The following is a 12,818-nucleotide window of genomic DNA, read 5'->3' as shown; positions in this document are numbered from 1 at the left end:
TAACGAAGACACCTGGGCGGATCATCCGAACGAACGCCCCGGAACCGGCATTCACAGAGGATGCACAGGGCGCGCGGTGCAGCGCCCCGACGGTGCGTCAGGCGAGGGCGGCCAGCGCGACGTCGGCGTGGTCGGTGACGATGCCGTCGACGCCCAGAGCTACGAGCCGGCGCATGTCGTCGGGAGCGTTGACGGTCCAGACGTGCACCTCCACGCCGCTCGCGTGCGCGTAGTCCACGAGCCTCGGCGAGAGAACCCGGATCCCGCTCTGGCGCTCGGGGATCTGCAGGGCGTCGACATCGGCCAGGGCGCGCGCGGCGAGGCGGCGCGAACGCAGCACGACGGCGCGGAGCACGCGGGCCAGTGTGGCCTTGCCGGCGGAGGTGGCCGGACGGATGCCGTCGCCTTCGCGCTCCGCGGCGTCCAGGGCGGCACGACGGCGCGCGTCCGAGAAGCTCGCGAGCAGCACGCGGTCGGCGTGGGGTGCGACGATGCGCCCGATGGACTCGGCGGCGCCGGCCGCCTTCACGTCGAGGTTGAACCGCGTGAGGGGGAACGACTCGAGCGCCTGCTCGAGGGTGATGAGTCCGCCGCGTTCGGCCATGAGGTCGGACAGCTCGGTCACCGTGACCTCGGTGATCGGCCGCGGGTCGCCCGTCACCCGGGAGAGGTCGTCGTCGTGGAAGAGCACGACCGTGCCGTCGCTCGTCAGGTGGCAGTCGGACTCGACGAAGAGCGCTCCCGCCGCGTGCGCCGCGGCGACCGCGGCGAACGAGTTCTCCGCGATGCCGTGGGCAGCCGCCTCCGCCGTGACGAGTCCGCGGTGCGCGAGCACGCGCGGCGTGTCGGCTCCCGCGAACCAGGGATGACGCGGACCGATGTCAGGCGTCGGCATCCCCGGTCCCGGGGGAGCCGGGCGCGGAGAGCGCCTCGGTCGCGATGCCGTCTGCGGCCAGAGCCGCCTCGTGGGCAGCGGCGACGGCCGCATCGGCGGCCTCGCGCGCCGCATCCGATGACTCCGCCTCGGCGACACGGCGACCGGTGTCCTCCGCGCGACCGCCGAACGCATCGCCGATGCCCTTCAGGGCCTCGGTGAGCTCGCTCGGGATGATCCACAGCTTGCTCGACGCACTGTCGGCGATCTTGGGGAGCGTCTGCAGGTACTGGTAGGCGAGGAGCTTCTCGTCGGGGTCGCCCGCGTGGATGGCGTTGAACACCATCCGGATCGCCTCGGCCTCGCCCTGCGCCCGCAGCACCGCGGCCTGCTTGTCGCCCTCGGCCTTGAGGATCTCGGCCTGGCGCTGTCCTTCGGCCGTGAGGATCGACGACTGCTTCGTGCCCTCCGCCGTGAGGATCACGGCGCGGCGGTCGCGCTCGGCGCGCATCTGCTTCTCCATCGAGTCCTGGATGGAGAGGGGCGGATCGATGGCCTTCAGCTCGACGCGGGAGACGCGGATGCCCCACTTCCCCGTGGCCTCGTCGAGCACGACGCGCAGCTGGCCGTTGATGTTGTCGCGGCTCGTCAGCGCCTCCTCGAGGTTGAGGCCGCCGACGACGTTGCGCAGCGTCGTCGTGGTGAGCTGCTCGACCGCTCCGAGGTAGTTCGCGATCTCGTACGTCGCTGCACGGGCATCCGTCACCTGGAAGTACACGACGGTGTCGATCGAGACGACGAGGTTGTCCTCCGTGATGACCGGCTGCGGCGGGAACGAGACCACCGTCTCGCGCATGTCGACGAGCGGTCGCAGGCGGTCGATGAAGGGCACGAGGATGTTGAGCCCGGGGCTCAGCGTGCGCTGGTACCGGCCAAGCCGCTCGACGACTCCGGTGTAGGCCTGCGGGATGATGCGGATCGAGCGGAAGAGCACGACGACCACGAAGATCGCGAGCACCACCAGCAGGACGATCACGAAGATCTGGCCGACGAAGGCCCCGACGTCGATCATGAGTCTGTTTCCTCTCTCAGGGGCGTCGCCCGCGGGGGAGCGGGTGCCACCTCGACGGTCGCGCCGAGGACGCTCGTGACCTGCACGCGCACCCCCACGTCGAGCGATCCGTCATGGATGTCGGCGAGCTTCGCCGTCCAGGTCTCGCCGTTGTCGAGCCGCACCGAGCCGGTCACGGCCGTGACCGGGGAGACGACCCGGCCCAGCATCCCGAACAGCGCATCGACGTTCATCGCCACCGGCGTCTCGCCGCGGTGTAGTGCGCGCAGGAGCAGGGGGCGGATCGTGAAGAGCAGGAGCGCCGACAGCGCGGCAGCCGCCGCGATCTGCAGCCACCACGGCCCGCCCAGCAGATTCACTCCCAGGCCGCCGAGCAGGGTGCCCGCAGCCAGCATCAGGAAGGTGAACTCGAGGGTCAGCAGCTCGATGATCACGAAGATCAGAGCGAGCACGATCCACACGATCCACAGGTACTGCGTGAGGTCCGGCAGCAGGGCCACGACGTCTCCCTTCCTTTCTCGAACCCTAACAGCCGGGCTCGCGGCGGGGCCGTTGGATAGGCTCGTGGACGGCCCGGATAATCCATCGCCCGGGCCCCGAACCACTGGAGCGCCCGCATGTCCCAGATCCTTCCTTCCGGCTCGCTCAGCGGGAAGACCGCCCTCGTCACCGGATCCTCGCGCGGCATCGGCGCCGACACCGTCCGCTACTTCGCCGAGGCCGGAGCGAACGTCGTGATCAACTTCCGCAACAAGGCGCCCCGCGCCGAGAAGCTCGCGACCGAGCTGCGGGGCCTGGGCGTCGAAGCGCTCGTCGTGGGCGCCGATCTCACCGACCCCGAGTCGGTGCAGGCGATGTTCGACGAGGTGCAGCGCGCGTTCGGCTCGCTCGACATCCTCGTGCTGAACGCCTCCGGAGGCATGGAGTCGGGCATGGCGGCCGACTACGCTCTTCAGCTCAACCGCGATGCGCAGGTGAATGTTCTCGAGACCGCGCTGCCGCTGCTCGGCGACGGATCGCGCGTCGTGTTCGTGACAAGCCACCAGGCGCACTTCATCCGCACGACCCCGACGATGCCCGAGTACGAGCCCGTCGCGCTGTCCAAGCGCGCCGGCGAGGACGCGCTCCGCGAGCGGATCCCGACGCTCGAAGGGAAGGGCGTGGGCTTCACGGTCGTGTCCGGCGACATGATCGAGGGAACGATCACCGCGACGCTGCTCGAGCGCGCGAACCCGGGTGCGATCTCCGCTCGCCGGGAGGACGCCGGCAAGCTCTACAACGTGTCGGAGTTCGCCGCCGAGGTGGCGCGCGCCGCCGTCGACCCCGTCCCGGGCGACAACACGCGACTCGTCGGAGACACGACGTCGTTCGCGGGGGAGTGACGTGCGGGCACACGACATCGAGAAGCTCGTCTCCGTCGGACGCCCGACGATCTCGCGAGACGGCTCCTTCGCCGTCTACGCGACGTCGCGCCCGTCGGTCGAGGCGAACCGCAACGTCGGACGGCTGTTCCGCGCCGAGCTGGGCTCGGGCGAGACCCGTCCGCTGACGCGCGGCGTCGCCGACTCGTCCCCGCGATTGTCGCCCGACGACACGCGGGTGGCGTTCGTCCGCGGCGACGCGAAGGACAAGCCGCAGCTGTGGATCGTGGAGGCCGGGGGAGGAGAACCCGTGCAGGTGACGGATGCCCCGCTCGGCATCCGCTCGTTCGCCTGGTCTCCCGACGGCTCCCGACTCGCGTTCACGGCGCCGGTCCCCGAGCGCGGTCGCTACGGCACGGTGGAGGGGCTGGATGCCTCGTCCGAGGCGCCACGTCGCATCACCGGTGTCCGCTGGCATGCCAACGGCGCCGGGTACATCGGCGACAGGCCCGCGCACGTGTTCGTCGTCGCCGCTCCCGACCTGTCGGCCGAGCCGTCCGTGGCGCCGGCCCCCGCGGTCCGGCCGGAAGGAGACACGCCTCCCCGCCGGGCCGTGGTGCAGCACGAGGCCGTGCAGCTGACGCAGGGCTCGGCCTCGTACGCCGGGGTGGTCTTCACCGCGGACGGCGCCGAGATCCTCACCGTGCCCGATGAGCTCGAGCCCGCGGTCCGCGATCTGCGCACGCCGCTCGTCGCCGTCCGGGTCGACGGCGGCGAAGTCCGGGAAGTTGTCTCGAGGGACGCCGGACTGTCGATCTCCGAGGTCGCCGTCGCGCCCGACGGAGTGATCGCTCTGCGGGCGTCGGAGCTGCGGGAGTCGCCCGTCGACTTCGTCGCCGCCAGTGACGCCCTCTGGATCCTCGACGCCGGCGGTCCACGCCGGCTCACCGACCCGGACACGAGCGATCTGGGCGAAGTGGGCAGTCACATCACCGCGGTCGGCGAGGACTTCCTCGTCCAGAACCGCACGCGAGGGCGCGTCGAGCTGCTTCGCGTGTCGCGCACGGGGGCGATCGAGTCCCTCCTCGACGGCGACGTGGAGGTGAACGGCCACGCGGCCTCCGACGGCGGTGCCATCGTGGCATCCGTCGCCTATCCGCACTCCTTCGGCGAACTCGTCGACCTGGCGGGCGGCGTCGTGACCGAGCTCGGCTCCGCACTCCGCGACACCGGCATCGCGGCCCCGCAGGAGGTCGAGATCAGCGCCCGCGACGGCTATCCCGTGCACGGCTGGGTCGCCAAGCCCGAGGGCGAGGGCCCGTTCCCGGTGATCCTCCAGATCCACGGCGGACCGTATGCGCAGTACGGCATACACCCGTTCGATGAGACGCAGGTCCTCGTGGATGCGGGCTACGCCGTCGCGTACTGCAATCCCCGCGGGTCGGCGGGCTACGGGCGCGCGCACGGACGCAGCATCCGGCAGGCGATGGGCACCCTGGACTACACCGACATCATCGACTTCTTCGACGGGGTGCTGGCCGCCGACGCGTCACTGGACGCCGAGCGGGTCGGTGTCATGGGCGGGTCGTACGGCGGGTACATGACGGCGTGGGTCATCGCCCACGACCACCGTTTCGCGGGCGCCATCGTCGAACGCGGCTTCCTCGATCCCGTCTCGTTCCAGGGCACGAGCGACATCGGCTCGTTCTTCGGCGACGAGTACGTCGGCCTCCACGCCGACGACATGGCGCGCCAGAGCCCGCTCGAGGTCGTCGGGCAGGTCACGACTCCGACGCTCGTGCTGCACTCCGAGCTGGACTTCCGCTGCCCGCTCGAACAGGCGACGCGGTACTACTCGGCGCTGAAGCGGCAGGGGACCGATGCCGAGATGCTGATCTTCCCGGGGGAGGACCACGAGCTCACCCGGGGCGGCCAGCCGCGCCACCGCGTCGAGCGGTTCGCGGCGGTCCTCGACTGGTGGAACCGCAGACTCCCCGTCTGACGCGCACGACGAACGAAGCGGGCCCGGAGAGATCTCCGGGCCCGCCTGCGTGCAGAAGGTCAGAGGCTCTTCTTGCCGAACGTGAAGGCGCGCACGATGTTGATGATGCCGAGCACGACCAGCGAGATGCCGAGGATCCACCAGAGCACGACGGCTGCCCACAGCGGGGAGAACAGCACGACGATACCGGCGATGATGCTGATGATGGCGAAGAAGACCGACCATCCCTTCGACGACGAGTCGCCGAGGGTGGACAGTGCCACGACGCCCTCGATGATCCACGTGATGCCGAGCAGGATCGCGAGGAAGAGCGCGAGCCAGCCGGCGAACGCGAGCGGCGAGATCATCGCGAGCACACCCGCGATGACGAAGACGACACCGAGGGCGATGTGGCCGACGCGCGACCAGCCGCCCTTCTCCTTGCTGAAGATGCCGAGACCCGCGTAGACGAGACCGGCGATCACGAGGTAGATGGCGATCATGATCGCCACGACGGCCGCGGTCTTGCCCGGCCAGACGAGGATCAGGATTCCGACGATGAGCGCGAGAACGCCGCCGACACCGAGTGCGGTGCGGATTCCGTTGACGGCGGCCTTTTCGGCGCCGGTTGCTGCAGACATGAGGGGGGCCCTTTCTGAGAGTTCCCTGTGAGGGGATCGCTCTCAGGGTAAACCTCAGCGTGAGGTCGGACAACGAGCGCGTCCGCGTGTTGCGGGGGAATCTCGGGCGTTTCAGCCGAGAATGACGGTCGCCAGCAACAGGATCGGCACGCACCCGATCGTCGTCAGGAAGATCGTGTCGCGGGAGATCGTCTCGCCGACGCCGTAGCGCTGGGCGTAGTTGAACACGTTCTGCGCGGTCGGAAGGGCGGCCAGCACGACGACCACCAGCACATCGTGGTCGGGGAGGTCGAAGACGAACCGCCCGATCGCCCAGGCGACGGCGGGCATCACGAGGAGCTTCAGAGACGTGGCGAGGACGACGTCGCGTCGGCGCCCGGACGCACCGAGCACGCGCTGGCCGTACAGCGAGATGCCGTAGGAGATCAGCAGGACCGGAACGCAGGCGTTCGCGATGAGCCGTGCGGGTTCCATGACGACCGGCGGAAGATCGAGACCGCTGACCGCGACCAGCACACCGAGCACCGAGCCGAGCACGATCGGGTTCGACACGGTGCGGCCGAGGGTGCGCAGGAACGAGCGACGCCCGGAGGTCGCGGCATCCAGGATCGCCATCGTCACAGGAGTGAACGCGAGCAGCTGCAGGAGGATCACGGGAGCCGGGTACGCGGCGCTGCCCAGCAGGTAGAGCGACAGCGGGATGCCGATGTTGTTGGAGTTGACCTGTCCGGCCGAGAGGGCGCCGATGACGACGTCGCCCACCGGGCGATGCCACACGAACCGCGAGACGACGACGAACATCGCCATGACCGCGATGGCCGCGATCGCCGACACGGGGAGCAGCGACGAGAAGAGCATCTTCACATCGGCTTCGGCCAGCACCACGAAGAGGAGGAACGGGGAGAGCACGAAGAACGTCAGCCGACTCAGCACGGGCCGGGCGTGCTCGCCGAGCAGATCGATGCGCCCGAGGATCCACCCGACGAGGATCGCGAGGCCCACCACGACGAATCCGGTGAGCGACTCCAGCATGATCCGAGCCTAGGGCCGCGGGCGACAGTGCCACGGCGCGGCGGAAGGTCTCCCCGTCGGCGGCCGCGGGGGAGTAGTTTGTGCGGCATGGCGATCCTGTCCCGCGGTTTCGGGGCGCGCCGTCGCGAGTCCGACCCGCGACTGCCGCCCGGTCAGTACCTCACGGCCGACTTCCCGGTGCTGTCGGCCGGACCCACGCCGCAGATCCCGCTGGGGGAGTGGCGGTTCGTGATCCGCACCGAGAAGGGGGTCACGACGAGCTGGACGTGGGACGAGTTCCTGGCTCTGCCTTCGGAGGAGGTCGCGACCGACATCCACTGCGTCACGAGGTGGTCGAAACTCGACACGAGCTGGCGAGGGGTCTCGCTCGACACGCTGCTCGAAGGCGTCGATTCAGCCGACGCCTACGTGATGGCGCACTGCTACGGCGGCTACACGACGAACGTTCCGCTCGCAGATCTGCTCGGTGGACGGGCGTGGATCGCGTACGAGTTCGACGGACAGCCCCTCGCGCCCGAGCACGGCGGCCCGGCGAGGCTCCTGGTGCCGCACCTGTACTTCTGGAAGAGCGCGAAGTGGATCCGCGGCCTGGTCCTGCAGGAGCGCGACGAACCCGGATTCTGGGAGCAGAACGGCTACCACCTGCACGGCGATCCCTGGACAGAGGAGCGCTATTGGTGAGCGGGCGTCCGGCGAGCGGCGTGCACTGGCGCGCGGCGACCGTCGCGGCGGTGTCCGAAGCGACGCCGCACGCGCGGATCCTCCGCCTCGCTGTTCCGCAGTGGCCCGGGTCGCTGCCGGGCCAGCACGTCGATGTGCGGCTCACGGCCGACGACGGCTACCAGGCTGTACGGTCGTACTCCCTCGGGCTCGCCGGCACAGGCGAAGAGATCGAACTCGCCGTCGACGAGGTGCCCGACGGCGAGGTGTCGCCGTACCTCGTGCGCGACGTGCGGCCGGGGGACGAGCTCGAGGTGCTCGGACCCCTCGGGGGCTACTTCGTCTGGAATGCAGCGGATGCCTCCCCGGTGCAGCTCATCGCGGGAGGCTCGGGAATCGTCCCGCTCCGGGCGATGGTGCGGGCGCGGCTGGCGGCGGCATCCGGACAGCGCTTCCGTCTGCTCTACTCCGTCCGGACCGCCGAAGACGCGATATATCGCGATGAGATGGAATCGCTGCCGGGGGAGATCCCCGTGGAGTGGGTGTACACGCGAGCCGCTCCCGCCGGGTGGAGCGGTGCGACCGGTCGGCTGGATGCCGAGCGCCTGGACGCCGCCGTGTGGCCGGTGGCCGACGATCCGCTGATCTTCGTGTGCGGGCCGACGGCATTCGTCGAGGCCGTCGCACGATCTCTCGTGGCGCGCGGGCATCCGCCGCTGCGCATCCGCACCGAGCGATTCGGAGGGCTGTGATGACGTACGAGCTCGTCGACGGCAATGCGCTGGCCGGGATCTTCACCGAGCTGCTGTCGCGCGACGCGACGATGATCCAGGCGGAGTGCGGCGCGTGCGGAGCGACGGCGCCGCTGGCGACGACGACGGTCGAGCGGGACGAGTTCGCGGTGATCGTGCGTTGTCGCGGCTGCACGCACACGCTCCTGACGATCCTGAACGACCCCGCCGGTTCGCGGCTGGTGATCGGCGCCGTGCGCAACCTCGTCCTGTGACGTTTTCGCTTCTCGACGTAATCGCCGATAATGCACATTATGTCAACTCACTGACGATCCAGCGCTCCCCGTGGGGTAACCCATGATCAGGATGCCGACCGAGCGCGGCGAGATCCCCCGGTACAGATGAGCTGTGTCGCCGGCGAACGCGTGAGTGTCGCCGGCGCGGAGTCGCACCGACGCGTCGGCATCGCCCACCTCCGCCTCGCCTTCGATCAGCGTGAGGATCTCGGTGACCCCCGGCGCGTGCGCGAGCGAGCGTCGGGTCTCCGGGCTGATGACGATGCGGTAGACCTCCGTCACACGCGTCTCATCCGCCCACCGGTCGAGGAGCGCAGCGTCGATGCTCTGCCCACGGGCGCGTGCGGCCTCGCCGTGAGCCTCGAACCGCTCCCCCGTGAGAAGGTCGCTCAACGGGATCCCCAGATCTGTCGCGACCGCGCGGACGCGCTCGGCGACCCGTCGATGCTGCGGCTCGAGAACCTCGACACCGACATCCGCCCTCCCGCCGTCGCGATCAGCCGGACGCTCGCAGCGATCGACGAGGACGCGGCCAACAGCTACCTGCCGTTCCAGGGGGCGATGTCGCTGCGCGAAGCCGCCGCTCGACACGTGGGACGCCACTCCGGGCGCGAGTACGATCCCGCGACGGAGTGCATCATCACGGCCGGCGGGCTGAACGGCATCCTGAACACCCTGCTCGCCCTCGTGGAGCCGGGCGACGAGGTCGTGATCGTCGACCCGATCTATGCGGGGCTCGTGAACCGCATCCGCCTCGCCGGAGGAGTACCGAGATTCGTCGGGCTCGATCCGACACCGGAAGGCTGGCGGATCGACCCCGATCGCCTCGCCGCCGCGGTGACCCCTCGGACGGCGGCCGTGCTCATGATGTCGCCGGCCATGCCGACCGGATCCGTGCTCGGCCGGGCGCAGTGGGAGGCCCTGGCGCGCGCACTGGACGCCGTCGACGCGTGGCTGATCTACGACGCGGCCATGGAGCGCATCCGCTTCGACGACGAGGAGCGCGTCCATCCTGCGCAGATCGAGGAGCTGGCCGCGCGCACCATCACCGTCGGCGCCGCGTCGAAGGAGCTGCGCATGATCGGCTGGCGCGTCGGGTGGGTCGTCGGGCCGGCGGAGATCCTCCGCGACATCAATCTCGTGGGCTTGAGCAACGTGGTCTGCCAGGTGGGCATCGCGCAGGAGGCGGTCGCAGCCGCGTTGACGGCTCCCGACGCCGACGAGGACGTCGCCCGGGCGACGGCGGTGTGGAAGGCGCGATGCGATGCGATCGTCGAGCAGCTCGACGGCTATCCGGTGATCCGCCCGCACGGCGGCTGGTCGCTCCTCATCGACACCACTCCGCTGGGCCTGTCCGCGCCCGCCGCGGTGGAGCGTCTCTTCGAGCACGGACGGATCGCCGCGACGCCGATGACGGGATGGGGGCCGGCGGGAGACCGCTACGTCCGGCTCGTGTTCGCCAACGAGCCGGTCGAGCGATTCCACGATCTGCGGGCACGATTCGATGCGGCGTGGTCGTGACCCGACACTCGGCAACCGTTCAGGAACCATGCCGGGGGAACCCGTAAGATCGCTGTCATTCCAAGGGGAGTACTCCGGCACGGTCGGCTCGTCATTACGAATGCATTCGCATTCCGGGTCACCGGTCCTCGATCGCGAGGATGGAGAAGACCTTGGCGCTGATCCGCTCACGCCAAGGTTAGGACGCTCTCTGTGAACATCACTCCCCTCGTCTGGGTCATCACGATCGCGATCACGATCGCCTTCTTCGTCTACGAGTTCTTCGCCCACGTGCGCAAGCCGCACGAGCCGAGCATCGGCGAATCGGCGCGCTGGTCGGCGTTCTACATCGGCCTCGCGCTGCTGTTCGGCGTCGGGATCGGCGTCGTGTCGGGCTGGACCTACGGCGGCGAGTACTTCGCCGGATACCTGACGGAGAAGGCGCTGTCGGTCGACAACCTGTTCGTCTTCCTCATCGTGATGACGAGCTTCGCCGTCCCGAAGATCTACCAGCAGAAGGTGCTGATGATCGGCATCGTCATCGCCCTCATCATGCGCGGCATCTTCATCGCGGTGGGGGCGGCGCTCATCGAGAACTTCTCGTGGGTCTTCTACGCGTTCGGCGCCCTGCTGCTCTTCCTCGCCTACCGTCAGGCGTTCGCGCACGGCGAGTCGAACCCGGCCGACGGCCGGTTCATGCGCGCCGCGCGGCGGGTGCTGCCCGTCAGCGACGAGTACAACGGCGACAAGCTGACCGTCGTGAAGGACGGCCGGCGGTTCGTCACGCCGATGCTGCTCGTGATCGTCGCCATCGGGTTCGTCGACCTGATCTTCGCGGTCGACTCGATCCCGGCGATCTACGGACTCACGAACGAGGCCTACATCGTCTTCACGGCGAACGCGTTCGCTCTCATGGGTCTGCGCCAGCTGTACTTCCTCATCGGCGGACTGCTCGAGCGACTCGTGTACCTCGCACAGGGACTCGCCGTCATCCTCGCCTTCATCGGGGTGAAGCTCCTCATCCACGCCCTGCACAAGAACGAGCTGCCCTTCATCAACGGGGGCGAGCCGATCACCGTGATCCCCGAGATCCCCATCTGGCTCTCGCTCCTGTTCATCGCGGCGACCATCACCGTCGCCACCGTCGCCAGTCTCATCAAGACGCGGGGCGACCGCGTGCGCGAGCCCGACGAGGTCGCCGACGAGATCACCCGTTCGCACGACCCCCGCTGACCCGATCCGCCTACCGACCACTGATCACCACCGAGGAGACCCCGTGACCACCGCGCGCCGAACCGACGCGTCCGCCGACCCCGACAGACCCGGTGCCGGGATGACCCCCGGCGCCGCATTCCGAGCCAGGACGGATGCCCGATGAACGGCGACCTCGTCTGGAACATCGCCCTGGTCATCGCCTTCGTCCTGATCGGCGGAGTGTTCGCGGCCACCGAGATGGCCCTCGTGACGCTCCGGGAGAGCCAGATCAATGCGATCGCCGCGAGAGGTCGTCGAGGCGAACGGGTGGCATCCCTGGCCCGCAACCCCAACACGTTCCTCTCCGCCGTGCAGATCGGTGTGACCGTCGCGGGCTTCGCGTCGGCCGCGTACGGCGCGACATCCATCGCGCCGTCCGTCGCTCCGCTGTTCGTGGCGTGGGGCGCGACCGAGCAGCTCGCCATGACGATCGCGACGGTGCTCCTCACGCTCGTGATCGCGTACCTGTCGCTCGTGCTGGGCGAGCTCGTGCCCAAGCGTCTCGCGATCCAGCGCAACGCGCGGTTCGCCTACGCCGTCGCACCGGCGCTGAACGGCTTCGCCGTGCTCATGCGACCGGTGATCTGGCTTCTCTCGGTGTCGACCAACGCGCTCGTGCGACTGCTGGGCGGCGATCCCGACAAGACCGCCGATCAGATCAGCGACGAGGAGATCCGCGACATCGTCGCCAGCCACCAGGGGCTGCCCGACGACGAACGCCGCATCCTCGACGACGTGCTGTCGCTGCGCGGCCGGCAGATCAGCGAGGTGATGCGGCCCAGGCCCGAGGTGGTGGCACTCGATGAGACCGCCCGCCTGGTCGACGCGGTCGCCCAGGTGCGCGAGCTGCCGTTCTCCCGATACCCCGTCGTCGACAAGTCGATCGACGACATCGTCGGATTCGTCCATGTGCGCGATCTGTTCGAGATCGCAGGCGGTGATCCCGATCGCGCGCTCAGCGGACTCGTGCGGCCGATCTCCTACTTCCCGTCGACCGCGCGGGTCCTCCCCACGCTGACGCGGATGCGCGCGAGCGGCCACCAGATCGCCGTCGTCGTCGACGAGTACGGCGGGACCGACGGCATCGTGACGCTCGAGGACCTCGTGGAGGAGGTCGTGGGCGAGATCTTCGACGAGTACGACACGGCGGCCGACCCCGCCGCACCCGCCGGGCACGTCGACGGCCGGCTGAACCTCCAGGACTTCGAAGAGGCGACGGGTCTGGTCCTGCCGCGCGGGTCGTCCGACACGATCGCAGGCTTCATCACCGAGCAACTCGGCCGCCTCGCGGTCGTCGGAGACACCGTCGACATCCCCGGGGCGACCATCCGGGTCGCGAGCATGGACCGGCGGCGGATCGCAGGAGTCCACGTCACCGCGCGGTCGGAGGCCGAGACCGCAATAGGCTGAACATGC

14 protein-coding genes are annotated in these 12,818 nt (G+C 69.4%); 8 read left to right on the top strand and 6 right to left on the bottom strand.

From position 1 onward, the window contains the following. Nucleotides 1-97 precede the first annotated feature (97 nt). The 3 genes from B0B14_RS07445 to B0B14_RS07435 are packed head-to-tail and all read right to left on the bottom strand — an operon-like array spanning nt 98 to nt 2,446. Nucleotides 98-895 (bottom strand): glycerophosphodiester phosphodiesterase family protein, encoded by a 798-nt coding sequence (locus B0B14_RS07445; protein WP_076680793.1) that lies wholly within the window; start codon nt 893-895, stop codon nt 98-100. Continuing rightward, entirely contained in the window at nt 882-1,946 is a 1,065-nt protein-coding gene (locus B0B14_RS07440; RefSeq protein WP_076680792.1) for an SPFH domain-containing protein, read from the bottom strand. Before B0B14_RS07440 ends, B0B14_RS07445 begins: the two co-directional genes overlap by 14 nt. After that, the gene (locus B0B14_RS07435) at nt 1,943-2,446 is read right to left on the bottom strand and encodes an NfeD family protein (protein ID WP_256714289.1); all 504 of its coding nucleotides are present in this window, start codon (nt 2,444-2,446) and stop codon (nt 1,943-1,945) included. The genes B0B14_RS07440 and B0B14_RS07435 overlap by 4 nt, the downstream gene beginning before the upstream one ends. Before the next feature lie 117 nt (nt 2,447-2,563). Here B0B14_RS07435 and B0B14_RS07430 point away from each other — a divergent pair, with 117 nt between their 5' ends. Continuing rightward, nucleotides 2,564-3,328 carry an SDR family oxidoreductase gene (locus B0B14_RS07430; protein WP_076680791.1) on the top strand — a complete coding sequence of 255 codons (765 nt, stop codon included), beginning with the start codon at nt 2,564-2,566 and terminating at the stop codon, nt 3,326-3,328. Nucleotide 3,329: 1 nt separating this feature from the next. Further along, entirely contained in the window at nt 3,330-5,309 is a 1,980-nt protein-coding gene (locus B0B14_RS07425; RefSeq protein WP_076680790.1) for a S9 family peptidase, read from the top strand. A 59-nt stretch (nt 5,310-5,368) separates the two neighbouring features. Here the strand turns inward: B0B14_RS07425 and B0B14_RS07420 are convergent, their stop codons facing one another. Both B0B14_RS07420 and B0B14_RS07415 read right to left on the bottom strand, forming a co-directional pair. Further along, nucleotides 5,369-5,929, bottom strand: coding sequence for an HdeD family acid-resistance protein (locus B0B14_RS07420; RefSeq protein WP_076680789.1), 561 nt, complete (start codon nt 5,927-5,929; stop codon nt 5,369-5,371). Between the two features lie 111 nt (nt 5,930-6,040). After that, the gene (locus B0B14_RS07415; protein WP_076680788.1) at nt 6,041-6,961 is read right to left on the bottom strand and encodes an AEC family transporter; all 921 of its coding nucleotides are present in this window, start codon (nt 6,959-6,961) and stop codon (nt 6,041-6,043) included. An 87-nt stretch (nt 6,962-7,048) separates the two neighbouring features. Between B0B14_RS07415 and B0B14_RS07410 the strand changes: the two genes are divergently transcribed. Genes B0B14_RS07410 through B0B14_RS07400 form a run of 3 tightly spaced genes read left to right on the top strand, consistent with a single transcriptional unit; the run spans nt 7,049 to nt 8,627 of the window. Further along, nucleotides 7,049-7,642 (top strand): sulfite oxidase-like oxidoreductase, encoded by a 594-nt coding sequence (locus B0B14_RS07410; protein WP_076680787.1) that lies wholly within the window; start codon nt 7,049-7,051, stop codon nt 7,640-7,642. Further along, the gene (locus tag B0B14_RS07405; protein ID WP_256714288.1) at nt 7,639-8,373 is read left to right on the top strand and encodes a ferredoxin reductase; all 735 of its coding nucleotides are present in this window, start codon (nt 7,639-7,641) and stop codon (nt 8,371-8,373) included. Before B0B14_RS07410 ends, B0B14_RS07405 begins: the two co-directional genes overlap by 4 nt. After that, nucleotides 8,373-8,627, top strand: coding sequence for a DUF6510 family protein (locus B0B14_RS07400; RefSeq protein ID WP_076680785.1), 255 nt, complete (start codon nt 8,373-8,375; stop codon nt 8,625-8,627). Before B0B14_RS07405 ends, B0B14_RS07400 begins: the two co-directional genes overlap by 1 nt. A gap of 42 nt (nt 8,628-8,669) precedes the next feature. Here B0B14_RS07400 and B0B14_RS07395 read toward each other — a convergent pair whose 3' ends face one another. After that, nucleotides 8,670-9,041 carry a cupin domain-containing protein gene (locus tag B0B14_RS07395; RefSeq protein WP_083710389.1) on the bottom strand — a complete coding sequence of 124 codons (372 nt, stop codon included), beginning with the start codon at nt 9,039-9,041 and terminating at the stop codon, nt 8,670-8,672. A gap of 51 nt (nt 9,042-9,092) precedes the next feature. Here B0B14_RS07395 and B0B14_RS07390 point away from each other — a divergent pair, with 51 nt between their 5' ends. From B0B14_RS07390 to B0B14_RS07380, 3 genes are all read left to right on the top strand, one after another. Beyond that, the gene (locus B0B14_RS07390; RefSeq protein ID WP_083710387.1) at nt 9,093-10,169 is read left to right on the top strand and encodes a pyridoxal phosphate-dependent aminotransferase; all 1,077 of its coding nucleotides are present in this window, start codon (nt 9,093-9,095) and stop codon (nt 10,167-10,169) included. Between the two features lie 192 nt (nt 10,170-10,361). After that, a complete protein-coding gene (locus tag B0B14_RS07385; protein ID WP_076680783.1) occupies nt 10,362-11,381 on the top strand; it encodes a TerC family protein in 1,020 nt (339 codons plus the stop codon). 141 nt (nt 11,382-11,522) lie between these two features. Continuing rightward, entirely contained in the window at nt 11,523-12,812 is a 1,290-nt protein-coding gene (locus B0B14_RS07380) for a hemolysin family protein (protein ID WP_076680782.1), read from the top strand. Nucleotides 12,813-12,818: the final 6 nt, after the last annotated feature.

The sequence above is a fragment of the Microbacterium sp. RU33B genome, from assembly GCF_900155915.1.
Classification (GTDB): domain Bacteria; phylum Actinomycetota; class Actinomycetes; order Actinomycetales; family Microbacteriaceae; genus Microbacterium.
The sequence above is the reverse complement of the archived record's forward strand: the minus strand, read 5'-3'. Positions and strand labels throughout refer to the sequence as shown.